This is a genomic window from Saccharothrix longispora (genome assembly GCF_031455225.1).
In the GTDB taxonomy this organism is placed as follows: domain Bacteria; phylum Actinomycetota; class Actinomycetes; order Mycobacteriales; family Pseudonocardiaceae; genus Actinosynnema; species Actinosynnema longispora.
In genome coordinates, this window is sequence record NZ_JAVDSG010000001.1 from 850,633 (window position 1) to 867,738 (window position 17,106).

17 protein-coding genes are annotated in these 17,106 nt (G+C 73.9%); 8 read left to right on the top strand and 9 right to left on the bottom strand.

The window, feature by feature from the left end; translation table 11 throughout:
• Complete coding sequence (locus tag J2S66_RS03705) at nucleotides 1-354, top strand: STAS domain-containing protein (RefSeq protein WP_310303789.1); 354 nt, start codon at nucleotides 1-3, stop codon at nucleotides 352-354.
• A gap of 279 nt (nucleotides 355-633) precedes the next feature.
• Here the strand turns inward: J2S66_RS03705 and J2S66_RS03710 are convergent, their stop codons facing one another.
• Entirely contained in the window at nucleotides 634-2,970 is a 2,337-nt protein-coding gene (locus J2S66_RS03710) for an HAD-IC family P-type ATPase (protein WP_310303791.1), read from the bottom strand.
• Between the two features lie 67 nt (nucleotides 2,971-3,037).
• On the opposite strand from J2S66_RS03710, the gene J2S66_RS03715 reads away from it, so the two are divergent.
• Complete coding sequence (locus J2S66_RS03715) at nucleotides 3,038-5,386, top strand: phosphoketolase family protein (protein WP_310303794.1); 2,349 nt, start codon at nucleotides 3,038-3,040, stop codon at nucleotides 5,384-5,386.
• Nucleotide 5,387: 1 nt separating this feature from the next.
• Entirely contained in the window at nucleotides 5,388-6,458 is a 1,071-nt protein-coding gene (locus tag J2S66_RS03720; RefSeq protein ID WP_310303796.1) for an acetate/propionate family kinase, read from the top strand.
• On the opposite strand, the gene J2S66_RS03725 is transcribed toward J2S66_RS03720, so the two are convergent.
• The 3 genes from J2S66_RS03725 to J2S66_RS03735 form a co-directional block, all read right to left on the bottom strand.
• Entirely contained in the window at nucleotides 6,455-7,114 is a 660-nt protein-coding gene (locus tag J2S66_RS03725) for a hypothetical protein (RefSeq protein WP_310303799.1), read from the bottom strand. The genes J2S66_RS03720 and J2S66_RS03725 overlap by 4 nt on opposite strands.
• 176 nt (nucleotides 7,115-7,290) lie before the next feature.
• On the bottom strand, nucleotides 7,291-7,911 hold the full coding sequence (locus J2S66_RS03730; protein ID WP_310303801.1) for a TetR family transcriptional regulator: 621 nt from the start codon (nucleotides 7,909-7,911) through the stop codon (nucleotides 7,291-7,293).
• Between the two features lie 73 nt (nucleotides 7,912-7,984).
• Nucleotides 7,985-8,791 carry a class I SAM-dependent methyltransferase gene (locus J2S66_RS03735; RefSeq protein ID WP_310303803.1) on the bottom strand — a complete coding sequence of 269 codons (807 nt, stop codon included), beginning with the start codon at nucleotides 8,789-8,791 and terminating at the stop codon, nucleotides 7,985-7,987.
• A gap of 86 nt (nucleotides 8,792-8,877) precedes the next feature.
• Between J2S66_RS03735 and J2S66_RS03740 the strand changes: the two genes are divergently transcribed.
• Complete coding sequence (locus J2S66_RS03740; RefSeq protein ID WP_374726063.1) at nucleotides 8,878-9,210, top strand: YnfA family protein; 333 nt, start codon at nucleotides 8,878-8,880, stop codon at nucleotides 9,208-9,210.
• A 106-nt stretch (nucleotides 9,211-9,316) separates the two neighbouring features.
• Here J2S66_RS03740 and J2S66_RS03745 read toward each other — a convergent pair whose 3' ends face one another.
• Both J2S66_RS03745 and J2S66_RS03750 read right to left on the bottom strand, forming a co-directional pair.
• On the bottom strand, nucleotides 9,317-10,324 hold the full coding sequence (locus J2S66_RS03745) for a pirin family protein (RefSeq protein ID WP_310303805.1): 1,008 nt from the start codon (nucleotides 10,322-10,324) through the stop codon (nucleotides 9,317-9,319).
• A gap of 31 nt (nucleotides 10,325-10,355) precedes the next feature.
• Nucleotides 10,356-11,213: a peptidoglycan-binding domain-containing protein gene (locus J2S66_RS03750; RefSeq protein WP_310303808.1), complete on the bottom strand. Its 858-nt coding sequence runs from the start codon at nucleotides 11,211-11,213 to the stop codon at nucleotides 10,356-10,358.
• A gap of 150 nt (nucleotides 11,214-11,363) precedes the next feature.
• On the opposite strand from J2S66_RS03750, the gene J2S66_RS03755 reads away from it, so the two are divergent.
• The 4 genes from J2S66_RS03755 (at nucleotide 11,364) to ilvD (ending at nucleotide 15,226) form a co-directional block, all read left to right on the top strand.
• Complete coding sequence (locus J2S66_RS03755) at nucleotides 11,364-11,600, top strand: hypothetical protein (RefSeq protein WP_310303810.1); 237 nt, start codon at nucleotides 11,364-11,366, stop codon at nucleotides 11,598-11,600.
• Between the two features lie 172 nt (nucleotides 11,601-11,772).
• The gene (locus J2S66_RS03760) at nucleotides 11,773-12,837 is read left to right on the top strand and encodes a spore photoproduct lyase family protein (RefSeq protein WP_310303812.1); all 1,065 of its coding nucleotides are present in this window, start codon (nucleotides 11,773-11,775) and stop codon (nucleotides 12,835-12,837) included.
• Between the two features lie 67 nt (nucleotides 12,838-12,904).
• Complete coding sequence (locus tag J2S66_RS03765; protein ID WP_310303814.1) at nucleotides 12,905-13,444, top strand: GNAT family N-acetyltransferase; 540 nt, start codon at nucleotides 12,905-12,907, stop codon at nucleotides 13,442-13,444.
• A 72-nt stretch (nucleotides 13,445-13,516) separates the two neighbouring features.
• Nucleotides 13,517-15,226 carry a dihydroxy-acid dehydratase gene (ilvD, locus tag J2S66_RS03770; protein WP_310303817.1) on the top strand — a complete coding sequence of 570 codons (1,710 nt, stop codon included), beginning with the start codon at nucleotides 13,517-13,519 and terminating at the stop codon, nucleotides 15,224-15,226.
• A gap of 24 nt (nucleotides 15,227-15,250) precedes the next feature.
• Here ilvD and J2S66_RS03775 read toward each other — a convergent pair whose 3' ends face one another.
• The 3 genes from J2S66_RS03775 to J2S66_RS03785 all read right to left on the bottom strand — a co-directional run bounded on the left by J2S66_RS03775 (nucleotide 15,251) and on the right by J2S66_RS03785 (nucleotide 17,092).
• The gene (locus J2S66_RS03775) at nucleotides 15,251-16,072 is read right to left on the bottom strand and encodes a hypothetical protein (RefSeq protein ID WP_310303819.1); all 822 of its coding nucleotides are present in this window, start codon (nucleotides 16,070-16,072) and stop codon (nucleotides 15,251-15,253) included.
• On the bottom strand, nucleotides 16,069-16,566 hold the full coding sequence (locus J2S66_RS03780) for a SigE family RNA polymerase sigma factor (protein ID WP_310303822.1): 498 nt from the start codon (nucleotides 16,564-16,566) through the stop codon (nucleotides 16,069-16,071). The genes J2S66_RS03775 and J2S66_RS03780 overlap by 4 nt, the downstream gene beginning before the upstream one ends.
• 94 nt (nucleotides 16,567-16,660) lie before the next feature.
• Entirely contained in the window at nucleotides 16,661-17,092 is a 432-nt protein-coding gene (locus J2S66_RS03785) for a MarR family winged helix-turn-helix transcriptional regulator (RefSeq protein ID WP_310303824.1), read from the bottom strand.
• Between the last annotated feature and the right edge of the window lie 14 nt (nucleotides 17,093-17,106).

A 17,106-nucleotide genomic window follows, 5' to 3' on the forward strand; every position in this document is an offset into this window, starting at 1 on the left:
ATGTCTCCCGAAGCATTCGAGACCACGACCCGGCGCGACGCCGACGGAGCCACCGTCGTGCTCACCGCGCGCGGCCAGCTCGACATCGCCACCGTGCACCTCCTGCGCGACCCCGTGACGGCCGCCGTGGGCGACGGCGACGGCACCGTGGTCGTGGACCTGAGCGACGTGGACTTCTTCGCGTCGGTCGGCATCGACGTGCTGCTGCGGGCGCACGAGGCCACCCGCCGGGGCGGGGGCACGCTGCGCGTCGTCGTGCCGCGCCTGATCCGCCGCACCCTGACCTCGGTGGGCCTGGCCCACGTGCTGGACCTCCGCGACACCCTCACCGAAGCCCTGCCCACCACCTCCTGACCCGAGAGTCCACCCCCCAGCCCCGGCGAGTCGTACGTCCAGGTCCCGCGAGTCGTACGTCCAGCCCCCGCGAGTCGTACGTTCAGGGCATCTGAGTTCTACGTTCGCACCGACCGGTCGGCCTGAGCGTGGAATTCAGGAGGCCTGAGCGTGGAATTCAGGAGGCCTGAACGTGGAACTCAGGAGGCCTGGACGTACGACTCGCGGGGTCTGGGCGTACGACTCGCGGGGTCTGGACGTACGACTCGCGCAAGGTGAACGGCCGCCGACGCACGACGGTCACCGCGCCCCCCGTCCGGCCACCGCTTCGACCAGGGCGGCGGCCACCGCGCCGACCGCCACGCCCACCAGCAGCCGCTGCGGCGTGACGTCCAGCAGGAACACGCCGCTCGCCAGGGCCGGCACGAGCAGCACCACCGCGACGATCCCGACCAGAGCGCCGAGCAGCGCGAGCTTCCAGCCGTTCAGCGGGCGGGCGAGCACCGACAGCACCCACAGCGACGCGACCAGCACCACCACCGTCGCCACGGTCTGCCCGGCGACCCACCCGCCACCGGGGTCCAGCGACCGGATCAGCAGGTCACCGGCGAACGCGCCCAGGCCGACGACCACCCCCGCGGGCACGGCGAGCCGCAGCACGCGCCCCAGGAAGCCCGGCACGTACCGGCGGGTGTTCGGGCCGAGCGCCAGCACGAAGCCCGGCACGCCGATCGTGGCCGCCGAGATCAGCGTCAGCTGGATCGGGGCCAGCGGGTAGGCGAGCGATGTCGCGAGCACCACCAGCGCCAGGACCAGCGAGTACACGTTCTTGACCAGGAACAGGACGGCGGCGCGTTCGATGTTCGCGATCACCCGCCGCCCCTCGGCGACCACGTCCGGCAGGTGCGCGAACCGGCTGTCCAGCAGCACGAGCTGCGCCACCGCCCTGGTCGCCGCCGCGCCGTTGCCCATGGCCACGCCGATGTCGGCGTCCTTGAGCGCCATGGCGTCGTTGACGCCGTCACCGGTCATCGCCACCACGTGCCCGCGCCGTTGGAGCGCGGCGACCACGGCCCGCTTCTGCTGCGGCGTGACGCGACCGAACACCACCGAGCCCTCCAGCACGTCGGCGAGCGCGTCCGGGTCCTCGGGCAGGGTCCGCGCGTCCACCGCCTGGGCGGGGTCGGTGATGCCGGGCAGCCCGACGGCCACCGCGACCGCGCCGACCGTGCGCGGGGCGTCCCCGGAGATCACGCGCAGCCGCACGCCCTGCTCGGCGAAGTACCGCAGCGTGCCTGCCGCGTCGTCGCGGACGCGTTCGGCGAGCACGACCAGCGCCCGCGCGGTCGCACCGGCCGGGAGGACGCCGTCGCGGGCGGGGGAGGGCGCGTGCGCCAGCACGAGCACGCGCCTGCCGCCGGAGGCGATGTCGGCGGCCTGGTCGAGCAGCGGGCCGCCACCGTCCGGGAACACGACCTCGGGTGCGCCGAGCACCCACGTGCCGTGGCCGTCGGTGTCCACCGAGGACCACTTGCGGGCCGAGGAGAACGGCACCCCGCCCGTGCGCCGCCACGTGCCGCCCGGGAAGGACCCGGCCAGCGCGTGGGCGGTCGCGTTGGCGTCCGGGGCCGACGCGCACAGCGCCAGCGCCTCGTCGACCTCGTCCGGGGAGTCGGTCACCACCCGGTCGAACACGATGTCGCCGTGCGTGAGCGTGCCGGTCTTGTCCAGGCACACCACGTCCACCCGGGCCAGCACCTCGACCGCCGGCAGCTCCTGCACCAGGGTCTGCGCGCGGGCCAGGGAGACCGCGGCGAGCATGAACGCGAGGCTGGTCAGCAGCACCAGCCCTTCGGGCACCATGCCGACCAGCGCCGCCACCGCGCCCGTCACGGCCTCCTGCCACGAACCGGTGTCCGGGCTGCGGAACTGGCTCCACAGCAGCAGCGGTCCCACCACGACCATGACCAGGGCGATCCACCGCAGCAACCGGTTGGTGCCGGTGACCAGTTCGGACCGGACCGCGCTGAACCGGCGGGCCTCGGCGGTGAGCCTGGCCGCGTACGCCTGGTCACCCACGCCGGTCGCGCGGGCGCGGCCCGTCCCGGCCACCACGACCGACCCGGACCGCACGTCGTCGCCCGCGGCCTTGTGCACCGGGTCGGACTCGCCGGTCAGCAGCGACTCGTCGACCTCCAACCCGTCCGAGGCGACCACCGCGCCGTCCGCGACCACCTGGTCGCCGGCGCGCAGCTCCAGCAGGTCGTCGGCGACCACCGCACCCACGTCGACCTCCGCGACCGCGCCGTCGCGGACCACCCGGGCGCGCGGCGCGGTGAGCACCGCCAACCGGTCCAGCGTCCGCTTGGCCCGCACCTCCTGCACCACGCCGATCCCCGCGTTCACGACGATGACCAGCCCGAACAACCCGTTCTGCCACCGCCCGGTCGTCAGCACGGCCGCGAACAGCGCGGCGAGCAGGCCGTTGAACGGCGTGACCACGTTCGCGCGCACGATCTGCGCGGTGCTGCGACTGGTCCGCGACGCGACCGCGTTCACCCGCCCGGCGGCGACCCGCTCGGCCACCTCCGCCGAGGTCAGCCCGCCGTTCCCGCCGTTCCCGCCCACTCCGGCCATCGGCCACCTCCGCGGCCGACATCGTCCACCGGGCGCGCGAACCGCGCCGCTCGAGTTTCGGTCCGGTGTGATCGCGGCTAGCGTCGAGCGCATGCCGTCCACGCACGACGACCTCACCTTGCTGGACGCCTACTGGCGTGCGGCCAACTACCTGTCGGTCGGGCAGATCTACCTGCTCGACAACCCCCTGCTGCGTGAACCGCTCCTGCCCGAGCACGTCAAGCCGAGGCTGCTCGGCCACTGGGGCACCACCCCCGGCCTGAACCTGGTCTACGCGCACGTGAACCGGGTGATCAGGCAACGCGACCTCAACGCCCTCTACGTCACCGGTCCGGGCCACGGCGGGCCGGGGCTGGTGGCCAACGCCTACCTGGAGGGCACCTACAGCGAGGTGTACTCGCACATCGGCGAGGACGTGGACGGCCTGCGCGCGCTGTTCCGCCAGTTCTCCTTCCCCGGCGGCATCCCCAGCCACGTCGCCCCCGAGACGCCCGGCTCGATCCACGAGGGCGGGGAGCTGGGGTACGCGCTGCTGCACGCCTACGGCGCGGTGTTCGACAACCCCGACCTGCTCTCGGTGTGCGTGGTCGGCGACGGCGAGGCGGAGACCGGGCCGCTGGCCGCCAGCTGGCACTCCAACAAGTTCCTCGACCCCCGGCGCGACGGCGTCGTGCTGCCGGTCCTGCACCTCAACGGCTACAAGATCGCCAACCCGACGGTGCTGGCGCGCATCCCGGACGACGAGCTGGCCTCGTTGATGCGCGGGTACGGGCACCGGCCGCACTTCGTCGTCGGCGACGAGCCGAAGGCCGTCCACGAGCAGCTGGCGTCCACTCTGGACACCGTGCTGGACGAGATCGCCGAGTGCAAGGAGAGCCGCACCCGCCCGGCGTGGCCGATGATCGTGCTGCGCACGCCCAAGGGCTGGACCGGACCGCGCGAGGTCGACGGCGTTCGCGTCGAGGGCACGTTCCACGCGCACCAGGTGCCGCTGTCGAACACCCGCAAGGACTCCGCGCACCGGGCGCAGCTGGAGGAGTGGATGCGCTCCTACCGGCCAGAGGAGCTGTTCGACGAGTCGGGCCGGCTGGTCGCGGAACTGCGCGCGCTCGCGCCCGTCGGCGACCGGCGGATGAGCGCCAACCCGCACACGAACGGCGGCCGGCTGCTGCGCGACCTGCGGATGCCCGACTTCCGCGACCACGCCGTCACCGTCGAGCGGCCCGCCGTCGAGAGCAGCGAGGCCACGCGGGTGCTGGGCGAGTTCCTCCGCGAGGTCACCCGCCGCAACCCGGACAACTTCCTGGTCATGGGCCCGGACGAGGTGGCGTCCAACCGCCTCCAGGCGCTGTTCGACGTCACCGGCCGGTCGTGGAACGCGATCACCGAACCCGGTGACGACCACCTCGCCCCGGACGGCCGGGTGTTCGAGGTGCTGTCCGAGCACCTGTGCCAGGGCTGGCTGGAGGGCTACCTGCTGACCGGCAGGCACGGCCTGTTCACCAGCTACGAGGCGTTCATCCACATCGTCGACTCGATGCTCAACCAGCACGCCAAGTGGCTCAAGACGACCCGCGACATCCCGTGGCGCGCGCCGATCGCCTCGCTCAACTACCTGCTGTCCTCGCACGTGTGGCGGCAGGACCACAACGGCTTCTCCCACCAGGACCCGGGTTTCCTCGACCACGTGGTGAACAAGAAGGCCGAGATCGTCCGCGTCTACCTGCCGCCGGACACCAACACCCTGCTCTCGGTCGCCGACCACTGCCTGCGCAGCAGGCACTACGTGAACGTGATCGTCGCCGGGAAGCAGCCCGCGCTGACCTACCTGACGATGGACGAGGCCATCGCGCACTGCGCGCGCGGTCTGGGCATCTGGGACTGGGCGGGCACCACCGACGGCGAACCGGACGTGGTCCTGGCGTGCGCGGGCGACATCCCGACCCTGGAGGCGCTGGCCGCGGCCAAGCTGCTGCGCGAGCACCTGCCGGAGCTGAAGGTGCGCGTGGTCAACGTGGTCGACCTGATGCGCCTGCAACCCGACACCGAGCACCCGCACGGGCTGTCGGACCGCGCGTTCGACGCGCTGTTCACCACGGACAAGCCCGTGGTCTTCGCGTTCCACGGCTACCCGTGGCTCATCCACCGACTGACCTACCGCCGCACCAACCACCGCAACCTGCACGTGCGCGGCTACAAGGAGGAGGGCACCACCACCACGCCGTTCGACATGGTGATGCTCAACGACCTCGACCGCTTCCACCTGGTGATGGACGTGATCGACCGCGTGCCGTCGCTGGGCGGTGCCGCGGCGGTGCTGCGGCAGCGCATGGTCGACGCGAGGCTGGCGGCGCGCGACTACACGCGTGAGCACGGTGAGGACGACCCGGCCATCGCCGGCTGGACGTGGGGCTGACGTGCGGGTCCTGGTCGTCAACGCGGGCTCGTCGAGCCTGAAGCTGCGCCTGCTCGGCCCCGGTGACGAGGTCGAGCGGGCCGCGGACGTCCCACCGGTCGCCGCCGGGGCGGCCGACGTGCTGCGGGACTGGCCCGTCCCGGACGCCGTGGGCCACCGCGTCGTGCACGGCGGCACGCGGTTCACCGCCCCGGTGGTGGTGGACCCGGAGGTGCGGCGGGAGCTGGAGGACCTGACCGCCCTCGCGCCCCTGCACCAGCCGAAGTCGCTGGCGGGCCTGGCCGCGGTGGGGGAGCTGTACCCCGACGTGCCCGCCGTGGCGTGCTTCGACACCGCGTTCCACACCACCATCCCGGCCGCCGCGTCGACCTACGCCGTGCCCCGCGAGTGGCGCGAGCGGTACGCGATCCGCCGCTACGGTTTCCACGGCCTGTCGCACGCCTACAGCGCCCGGCGGGCGGCCGAGTGGCTGCGGCCGGGGCTGCGCCTGGTCACGTGCCACCTGGGCGCGGGCGCCTCGCTGGCCGCCGTCGCCGACGGCCGGTGCGTGGACACGACGATGGGCTTCACCCCGTTGGAGGGCCTGGTCATGGCCACCCGGTCCGGCACCGTCGACCCGGGGTTGGTGCTGTGGCTGGAGGAGCACGAGAAGCTGTCGCCGCACGAGGTCGCGACCGCCCTGGAGGAGCGTTCGGGCCTCACCGCGCTGGCGGGCACCGGCGACCTGCGCGAGATCGACGCCGCCGCGTCCGCCGGGGACCCGGACGCGGTGCTCGCCCTCGACGTGTACGTGCACCGGCTGGTGGCGGGGGTGGCCGCGATGACGGCGTCGTTGGGCGGGTTGGACGCCCTGGTGTTCACCGGCGGGGTGGGGGAGGGGTCGGCGACCGTGCGCCGGATGGCCGCCTCGCGGCTGGCCTTCCTCGGGGTGGCGATCGACGAGGAGCGCAACGCCTCGGTCGACGGGGACGCCGAGTTGACCGCCGCCTCGGCGTTCACGCAGACGTTGGTGATCGGTGCGCGGGAGGACGTGGAGATCGCGCGGGGGGTGCGGTCGGCCCTGCGGTCCTAGACCACGGGGCGACCGCCGCCGCGCAGCAGCGGGTTGCGGCGGACGAGGTGCAGGGCGTAGCCCAGCATGGCCAGCGACCCGGCCGCGCCCGCGTAGACCAGGACCACCAGCGGCGTGGGCAGGCCGACCAGGGTGCTCAGCACCACCGACAGGGTCGTCGTGCCCAGGGCCGTGCCGCCGAGCAGGCCCGAGGCCAGGTGGTAGGCCGGGCGGGAGTGCAGGTTGGTCCGCCACGGGTTGCGGCCGCGCACCCAGCTCTCCCAGTGCAGCACGTCGCCCGCCGGCAGGACCGAGCCGGACGGCGGGGGGCCGGTGGACGCGAGCAGGGCGTTGACCTTCTTCTCCAGCTCCCACAGGAACCAGCGCGCCCGGCCCAGTCGCTGCACCTCGCCGTACCAGACGAACCACACGAACACGAGCAGCACCGGGGACAGCGCGAGGATGCCGGTGCGCAGCGGCACGTTCGACCAGGTCGCCAGCAGCCCGGTGTAGATCACCGCGATGGCGGCGAGCCCGTACGTCATCACGGTCTGCTGCGTCGACACGGCCGCCACCAGCTCGGCCCGGATCGCGTTGTACTCGCCCAGCATGAACGCCAGGCGCGCCTGCGGCCGTTCCACGAACGGCTCGGGGTGGGACTTCCGGAAGAACGGCACGGCAGACCCCCAGGAGAACGACGTCGTCCCTGTTCCACGTCCAGCGTAGGGCGTTCCGACCGGTTGGTGGGGCGTCTGCGGAACTCCCCTGCCGAACCGCTGTCACCGCCTCGTGCGGGCGCCCGGCGACCGCGTTGCGCACGGCGTCCTCGGTCACCTCGCCAGGTGTACCGGAACTACCGCGGCGCGATGCCGTTCAGCACGGTCTCGACCAGCGCGTCCGCGTACCCCGGCGGCACCTCGACGGGGGTGGACGGCGAGCGGTACAGGCGCGGCAGCACCAGTTCGTGGCACGCGCCGACGACGAGGGTGGCCACCGCGTCCACGTCGGTGCCCGCCGCGACCCGGCCGCGGTCCCGCTCGACGCGCAGGCGGGCGGCGAGTTCGTCGTGCAGGCCGCGCCCGCCGGCCAGCGGGTCGGGCAGCGCGTCGAACCTCGCGAAGACCTCCGGCTGCCCCACCAGGCCGGCGAACGCGGGCAGGATCGCCGCGTGCACGTCGAGGGCGTGCACGACGAACGCGTGCAGGTCCTCGGCGAGCGTACCGCCGGCGGCGGGCGGGCCGAGCCGTTCGCCGACCGAGCGGACGTGCTCGTGCAGGGCGAGCGCGAGCAGTTCCTCCTTGTCGGCGAAGTGGTTGTAGAGCACGCCGACGGCGACCGCCGCGCCGCGCGCGATGTCCCGGACGGTGAGCCCGGCGGTGCCGCGTTCGGCGATGAGGGCGGCGGCCGACGTGATCAGGTGGTCGCGCAGGCTCACGCCGCCGTCACGCAGCGCTGCCGCTCGTCGAGGTGCCATCGCGCTGCATCGTAGGCTCCGGCGCCGTCACGGCCGCACCTCGCACCTCGCACCCACATCCCACACCCGTGCCTCACACCCGTGCCGTGACCAGCCACGCGGTGCCGCGCAGCCGCACGCCGCCCGGTCCGGCGTGCGACCGCAGGGACTCGGCCACCGCGCGCTCCACCCGTTCCGCGGTGGCCGCGTCGGCGTCGCGCAGCGCGTGCCGCACGGGTCCCCAGCCCATCAGGAACGCCGTCGCGTCGGCCACGTCCCGGCCCCACACCTGCGGCGCCTCCGCCGGCGCGGCCCGCACGTCGCGGAACCCGGCCGCGCGCAGCACCCGGTCGACCTCGTCCGGGTCCGCCATCGACAGCGGCCCGCGGCCCGGCGCGGGGTCCCAGCCGAGCGGGGCGACCACGTCGCCGAGGTCGCCGAGGTCGCGCATCGCCAGGAACGCCAGCCGCCCGCCGGGCCGCAGTGCCCGCGCGACGTTGCCGAACGCGGCCACCGGGTCGGTGAAGAACATCACCCCGAACCGGCTCAGCGCCACGTCGAACGCGCCCGCCGGGAACGGGTGCACCTGGGCGTCGCCCTGCTCGAAGACGACGTCGCCGACGCCCTCCGCGACGGCGGAGAGCCGCGCGCGGGCCAGCATCGGCGCGGACAGGTCGATGCCGACGGCCCCGCTGCCCCGTGCCGCCGCCAGCCGCGTGACCTGGCCGTTCCCGCAGCCGATGTCGAGCACCCGGTCGTGCGGCCCGATGTCCGCCGCGTCGAGCAGCACCTCGTTGAAACCGCTGTTGACCTCGTCGTAGCGGGCTTGGTGCTCGGCCCAGTGCCGTCCTTCGTAGCCGTTCCACGCCTCGGCCTGGTGGGTGTTGACGACCTCGTGCACGGGTGACCCCCTTCTTGTGAACACATGTTCATGAACAACTGTTCACAAGGTCGGCGGGTGCTGTCAAGGGCAGTAGGGTCGCGATCATGTCGGTGGTTCGCTCGTTGGCGTTGTTCGTGCTGGCCGCGCTGGCGGAGATCGGCGGCGCCTGGCTGGTGTGGCAGGGCGTCCGCGAGCACCGGGGGCTGCTGTGGATCGGCGCGGGCGTCGTGTCGCTCGGCCTCTACGGGTTCGTGGCGACCCTCCAGCCCGACGCGCACTTCGGGCGCATCCTGGCCGCGTACGGCGGGGTGTTCGTGGCCGGGTCGCTCGCGTGGGCGGTGGCGGTGGACAGGTTCCGCCCCGACCGCTGGGACTACCTGGGCGCGGCGATCTGCCTGGTCGGCGTGGCCGTGATCATGTACGCCCCGCGCGGATGACGCACGGCGAGGCACGGGAGGTCGCGGGTGACCGCGTGGACGCCCGGGCAGGTGCTCCGCACTCGCCGTGGGACGTGGAGGACGGCGAGCCGGCGCTCGCGCAGGGTCAGGTGGCCGTGGCCGTCGCCGGCGGGTTGCCGGGACACCCCGGGTGAGGTGCCGGGTTGGGGCGCGGGCGCAGCCGGCCCGTCGGCATCGGGGGCGCGGGCAGCCGGTCGCCCGGGTAGCCGACGACCTCGCCGAACCGGTCCGAACCGCGCTGCCACGCCTCGCGGTGGGCCGCGACCTCCTCGTGGCTGCGCCCCACGAAGTTCCACCACATGACCAGTTCCTCGCCGAACGGCTCGCCGCCCAGCAGGACCGCGCGGGCCGGGACGTCGCCCGGGTTGACCAGGACCAGCGACGACGCACCGGTCCCGACGTACCCCAGGTCACCGCGTGCGACCGCGGTGCCGGCGACCTCGACGCCGCCCAGGTCGACCAGCACGCCGTGCTCGTGCGCCGGGTCGACGTCGAGCTCCAGCCGCGCACCGGGCTCCAGGACGACCTCCGCGCCCAGCAGCGGTGTGAACGTGCGCACCGGGGACGTGCGGCCGAGCAGCGTGCCGAGGAAAAGGCGGACCACCGCGCCGTCCACCGCGACCGGCTCGGGCGCGTGGTGCTGGAAGTCGCGCGGCGCGTCGCGGTGGGCGTCGGGCAGGGCGACCCACAGTTGCACGCCGTGCAGCACGGTCGTCGCCGGCGTGGACACCTCCGAGTGGCAGATGCCGCGGCCCGCCGTCATCAGGTTCAGCTCGCCCGGCCGCACCAGGGCGTGCACGCCGAGGCTGTCGCGGTGCTCGATCTCGCCGCTGAACAGCCAGCTCGCCGTTTGGAGGCCGGTGTGCGGGTGCGGCGCGACGTCCATGCCGCCGCTGACCGACACGTCGTCGGGACCGTAGTGGTCGGCGAAGCACCACGCCCCGATCATCGTCCGGGACCGCTGGGGGAGCGTGCGGCGCACGGTCATCGCGCGCGGGCCGCCCAGGGGGACCTCCCGGGCCCCGAGCACCTCGACCCCGCCGGACGTGGTGGCGCACACCAGCTCGGCGGGGTCGGCTTCGACGTTGCTCATGCGGTGGGCACCATGCGGCCCATGGTAGGGGTCACCGGGCGCGCTGGTACTCCTCCCACGTCACCTTCGCGACGGACGGGCCGTCGTCCGGGCCCCGGTTGGCCAGGCCGTTGAGCCCCAGGTAGTAGTCGCCCGCCTGGTGCTGCGCGCCGCTGGACAGGTCCGGGTCGTTGATCGCGACGGCGTGGACGTGGTAGCCCCAGTCACCTTGCGCGGGCGTGCGGACCCAGGCCGCGAACCCGACCCGCCGCAACGCCTTCGCGACGGCCGTGCGGGTGGTCGCGGTCATGCCGGACACCGAGATGTCGAGCGCGCCGCCGCCGTCGTGCGTGCCGGCCGACCCGGCCACGCCGCCCGGGTTGTACGAGCCCTGCGTGAGGCCGAGGGTGCGGCCGAGCAGGCGTTCGGCCTCGACCACCATGGCCCTGGTGCGGGTGTTCACCGTGACGCCGCGGAAGGCCACCCGCGATCCCGCGGACACCGGTCGCGTCACCGCGTAGGTCGTCTCGCCGAGCAGGCGCAGCGAGGTCGGGCCGGGGAAGCCGGACGCGTCGATCCCGGTGTAGCCGAGCGACCGCTGGTAGGTCGCGTAGGCGTCGATCGTCTTCGTGCCGAAGTGCCCGTCGGCGTACGACGGGGCCAGCAGCCCTTTCGCGACCAGCGCCCGTTCCACCAGCAGCACGCTGCTCCCGGCGCCCGGCGTGAGCGCCGAGTCCGCCCGTCGCGGGTCGATCTGCGCGGCCTTCAGCACCGCCTCCATGTCGACCGACGGCAGCGCGACCCGCTCGACCCGCGCTCCCGCCGGCGTCGCGAACCCCGCCGACAACCCCGCCGCGAGCGCCGCCGCCAGCACGGCGACCCGCAGCGACCCGAGTTTCACCGGACCCATGCCCACCCCAGTTCTCCCGCCACCGGACCACGTCGCGGTCAGTCAAGCGCGGAACCGCCGTGGTTGGCAATAGTTGACGAGGATGGCTGACTGTTGGTTGGGGATTGACGTTGATCGGGATTGTCGGTGGTCGCCGATACGTTGCGCGCCATGGAGTCCACCGACGCCCACGGCACCCACGACGCCCACCCGATCCCCGACGCCGCCGACGAACCCCGCGCGCCCGGCTCGTCCCCGTCGACCTCCGACCTCCACGGCGTCCGGGAGCGCCCGGTCCTGCCGTGGCCGTGCGCGCGCCCGTCCCGCCGGCCCGAGCCGGCCGGACCCGCGGGTCGTGCGCCGGGGCGGTCGCGCCCCGGTCGCGGACGTTCGGGGCCGGGGCGGTGAGGTCCGCCGACACGCCGCCTCCCACCCGCGGTGGCCGTCCCGTCCCGCGCGTCGGCCGACCCGGCCGCCCGGTCGGGGGTGGTCGGGCGGGGTGTCGGTCGTCACCGGCGCGGTCGGTCACACCGGGGTCGTCCGTCGTGCCGGCTGTCGGTCCCCTCCGGACACTGGAGGGGTGACCGCCGAACCGCTCCTGCGCCCCACGCGCATCTACGTCGAGCCCGCCGCCGCCGAACTGCCCCGCGGCCGGGCCGTGCTGGCCCGGTTCCCCGACGCGGAGCGGGTCGAGGTGGCGAGCCACTGGCAGATCCCCGAGCTGCACGGTGACGAGGCCAACGTGCGCCGGTGGGTGCGGATCAAGCGGGAAGCGCTGGTCCTGGGCGTGAAGAAGTCCCTGTCGGCGCGTCCCAACGGCCGGTCGGCGCACTTCATCGCGCCCTCCACCGCGAACGGCTGCGCGATGGCGTGCGCGTACTGCTACGTGCCGCGCCGCAAGGGCTACTCGAACCCGATCACGGTGTTCGCCAACATCGACCAGATCACCGGCTACCTGGCCCGGCACGTACGGCGGCAGGGGACGATGACGTCACCGGACCAGGTGGACGACGCGGCGTGGGTCTACGACATCGGCGAGAACTCGGATTGCGCGGTCGACGCGTTGGTCAGCGACAACGTGCGGGACCTGGTCGAGCTGTTCGGCTCGCTGCCCACGGCCAAGGCGTCCTTCGCGACGAAGCACGTCAACCGCGACCTGCTCACCTGGGACCCGAAGGGCCGCACCCGCGTCCGCTTCTCCCTGATGCCCGAGCGCACCGCGAAGCTGCTCGACATCCGGACCAGCCCGGTGGCCGATCGCCTGGCCGCGCTGGACGACTTCGTCGCCGCCGGGTACGAGGTGCACGTCAACCTCAGCCCGGTGGTCGTCCACGACGGCTGGCTGGAGGACTGGCGCGAACTGCTCGTGTCGCTGGGCGACGCCACCACCCCCGCCACCCGTGCCCAACTGGCCGCCGAGATCATCATGCTGACCCACAACCGCGCGCTGCACGAGGTCAACCTGGGCTGGCACCCGAAGGCCGAGGAGCTGCTGTGGAGGCCGGACCTCCAGGAGGGCAAGCGCAGCGAGGGCGGCGGCGTCAACGTCCGCTACCGCGCCGGCCTCAAGCGCCGACTGCTGGACGAGCTGCTGGACCTCGTCGCCGAGCACGCCCCCTACCTGCGCGTCCGCTACGCCTTCTGACCCTCGCGAGGTGGGCGGTGGAGCCGCGGTGCGGCGATCACCGCACCCTGTGTGCGAGTCTGGCGGAATGACGGACGTGCGGATCGTGCACCTGAGCGAGCCGGTGTTCCGCGCGCTCGTGGACGGCGACCTGGCCGCGGCGAACGCGTTGAGCCCGGTGCCGCTGACGCCGCCCTTCGCGGGCGAGGAGTGGCGGGGCGTGTGGCGGATGCGCCTGGCCCAGGCCGAGGAGGACCCGTCGAGCGCCGCGTGGACCACCGGCGTCATCTGGGACGAGGAGTCGCGCACCCCCGTCGGCCGGGCCGGCTACCACGGTCCGCCGGACGAGGACGGCGTGGTGGAGATCGGCTACGCCGTCGCGCCGGAGCACCGCCGCCGCGGCTACGCCCGCGCCGCCCTCGAAGCCCTGCTGCGGCGGGCCGCCGAGGAACCGCTGGTGCGCACGGTGCGGGTGTCCATCAGCCCCGACAACGAGCCGTCCTACCTGCTCGCCGACCAGTACGGGTTCGTCGAGGTCGGCGAGCAGTGGGACGAGGAGGACGGCCTGGAGGTCGTCTACGAGCGGCCCGCCCACCTGCCCGCCGCGCCCACCCCGGACCAGGGCTGACGGTCCGTCGGCGCGGGCCGCCGGAGGAGCCCGGCCGGTGCGCCGGCCGCGCCGGGGCGTTAGGTTCCGGGCATGGACCAGACCCGGCGCCAGGCGCCCGACATCAAGCCGCGCAGTCGCGACGTCACCGACGGCCTGGAGCGCACCGCCGCACGCGGCATGCTGCGGGCGGTCGGGATGGGGGACGAGGACTGGGTCAAGCCCCAGGTCGGCGTGGCCTCCTCGTGGAACGAGATCACGCCGTGCAACCTGCCGCTCGACCGGCTGGCCAAGGCGAGCAAGGACGGCGTGCACGCGGCGGGCGGCTACCCGCTGGAGTTCGGCACGATCTCGGTGTCCGACGGCATCTCCATGGGCCACGAGGGCATGCACTTCTCCCTGGTGTCGCGCGAGGTCATCGCGGACAGCGTGGAGACGGTCGTGCAGGCCGAGCGGCTGGACGGCACGGTGCTGCTGGCCGGCTGCGACAAGTCGTTGCCGGGCATGCTGATGGCCGCCGCCCGGCTGGACCTGGCGAGCGTGTTCCTCTACGCCGGGTCGATCCTGCCCGGCCGGGTCACGCTGTCCGACGGCACCGACCGCGAGGTCACCATCATCGACGCGTTCGAGGCGGTGGGCGCGTGCTCGCGCGGCCTGATGAGCCGCGAGGACGTCGACCGGATCGAACGTGCCATCTGCCCCGGTGAGGGCGCGTGCGGCGGCATGTACACGGCGAACACCATGGCGAGCGCGGCCGAGGCGCTGGGCATGTCGCTGCCCGGCAGCGCGGCCCCGCCCGCGACGGACCGGCGGCGCGACGCGTTCGCCCGGCGCTCCGGGCAGGCCGTGGTGGAGATGCTGCGACGCGGGATCACCGCCCGGCAGGTGATGACCCGGGAGGCGTTCGAGAACGCGATCGCCGTGGTGATGGCGTTCGGCGGTTCCACGAACGCGGTCCTGCACCTGCTGGCCATCGCGCACGAGGCGGAGGTGGAGCTGTCCCTGGACGACTTCACCCGGATCGGCGCGAAGGTGCCGCACCTGGCCGACGTGAAGCCGTTCGGGCGGCACGTGATGACCGACGTCGACCGCATCGGCGGCGTGCCCGTGGTGATGAAGGCGCTGCTGGACGCGGACCTGCTGCACGGCGACTGCCTGACCGTCACCGGGCGCACGGTCGCCGAGAACCTGGCCGACATCGCCCCGCCCGACCCCGACGGCAGCGTGCTGCGCGCGATGTCGTCCCCGATCCACCGCACCGGCGGCATCACGATCCTGCACGGGTCGCTCGCGCCGGAAGGCGCGGTGGTGAAGTCCGCCGGGTTCGACTCGGACGTCTTCACCGGCACCGCGCGGGTCTTCGACCGGGAGCGCGCCGCGATGGACGCCCTGGAGGACGGCACGATCACCGCGGGCGACGTCGTGGTCATCCGCTACGAGGGCCCCAAGGGCGGTCCGGGGATGCGCGAGATGCTCGCCATCACCGCGGCCATCAAGGGCGCCGGGCTGGGCAAGGACGTCCTGCTGCTCACCGACGGCCGGTTCTCCGGCGGCACGACCGGCTTGTGCGTCGGCCACGTCGCCCCGGAGGCCTCGGACGGCGGGCCGATCGCGTTCGTCCGCGACGGCGACCGGATCACCCTGAACGTCGCCGAGGGCACCCTGGACGTGGAGGTGGACCCGGCCGAGCTGGCCGTGCGCCGCCAGGACTGGGCGCCGCTGCCCGCCCGCTACCGGCGCGGCGTGCTGGCGAAGTACGCGAAGCTGGTCGGTTCGGCGTCGCGCGGCGCCGTCTGCGGGTGATCCGCGGACGGCACCGGCGCGGTGTCACCAGAGGTCGGAGGTGACGATCCCGGCCATCCGCTCGACGGTCAGCGGGGGGACGTCGGCGAGCTGGGCGCCGAGTCCCTTGGGGTTGGCCACGTTGCTGACGTGCAGGATGAGCGCGAAGCCGTCGGGGCGGACCAGGTTGACCATCTGGGTCACACCTGCCGGGTAGCCCTGCAACGCGGTCCGGTAGGTGGTCAGCGAGGAGCCGTCGGGCAGCGTGCTCGCCGTGCAGTCGGAGCCGGGGATGCCGTCGCACCGGGCTTCACCCCGCATGCCGGGGTACACGATCAGGTGGAAACCGCCGGTGATGCCGTCGGCGGTCAGCGTGCCGACGATCGACGCGCCCACCTGCGTCCCGACCGCCGGGGTCGACGACGGGGTCGACGGTGGCGTGGACCCCGGCGTGGACGGTGGCGTGGACTGCGTCCCGACGGCCGGGGCCGCGGGAGCGGTCATCACCACGGCGCCCGGCCCGGCCTCGGTCACGGTGAACGTCGCCGTGCCGCCGAGGACGGCCCGGAGCCGCGCGGCCAGTTCCTCCGGGGTGCCGGGATGTGCGGGCGGCGTGGACGTGGTCGTCGGGAGGTCGGTCGTGGACGACGCCGCGACCCGCGTGCCGGGCCGGTCGTCCGGCACCAGCAGCGCGGCCCCGGCCGCCGCCCCGGCGACCACGACGACCGCGGCGGCCACCAGCACCAGCCTGGGCGCGGTGCGCGACTTCGCGGGTGACGTGGACTCGAAGGCGCGTTCGGCGGTCACGGCGTCCGCTCGCCGCTCCAGTTCGGCGAAGGCGTCGTGCAACACGCGGAGGTCGCTCATGTCGTCTCCTGGTAGGCGTGGCGGTCGGCGGTGAGGTCGATCCGCAGGGTGGCGAGGGCCCGGGAGATCTGGCTGCGCACCGTGGTCACCCGACAGCCCAGTTCCGCCGCGATCTCGGCGTCCGGCAACCCGGCGTAGTAGCGCAGCACCACGGCCGCGCGCTGCTTGCGCGGCAGGGCGGCGAGGCGGCGGATCATCGCGTCCCGCTCGGCCCGCTCGTCCGCGCCGTCGCCCAGCTGCCCGACGTCGGGCCCGACGTCGGCGCGGGGCGTCGTGCGGGCCAGCCGCCGACGCCAGGACAGGTACTCGTTGACGACCATCCGCCGCACGTAGGCGTGCGGCTGGTCCATCCGCGAGATCCGGTCCCACCGCTCGAACGCCCGGCTCAGCACGTCGCTCACCAGGTCCTCGGCCAGCCAGGGTTGGCAGGTCAGCACGGTGGCGAACCGCATCAGCGCCGGACGACGCCCGGCCACGTACTCACCGAACTCCATCGGCGCACTCCCGATCCGCGACTCGGCTTGTGATCACGCCCCTCAACGGCGCAGCCGGCCGATCCGTTGCACCCCGCGGGGGAAGAGGCCCGCGTCACCCCCGGAGCGCCGCCCGGCACGAGTTGAGCGAGTCGCGCAGGCTCCGCCGGGCGGGTCCGTCGAGGCCCGCGACCATGCGCTCCTCCAGCGCGGCGACGGCGGGCGCGACCTCGGCCAGGGCGGCCCGCCCCGGTGCGGTCAGGTCGATCAGCCGGCGGCGGCCGTGGTCGGGGTCGGGGCGGCGGCTGATCAGGCCGCGGCTCTCCAGCGCCGTGATGATGTCGGCCATGGCCTGCGGCGTGACGAACGAGTTGCGGGCCAGGTCGGCGGTGGTCATGCCCTCGCGGCGCTCCAGCACGGTCAGCGCGGTGTAGGTGGACGTGGTGAGGCCGTGCGGGCGCAGCACCTCGTCGAGGTTGGCCCGCACCGCGAGTTCCACCTGCTTGACGGCGTACAGCAGCGACGGTTCCACCGGCACATCCTCCATGATGACAGGTTTCC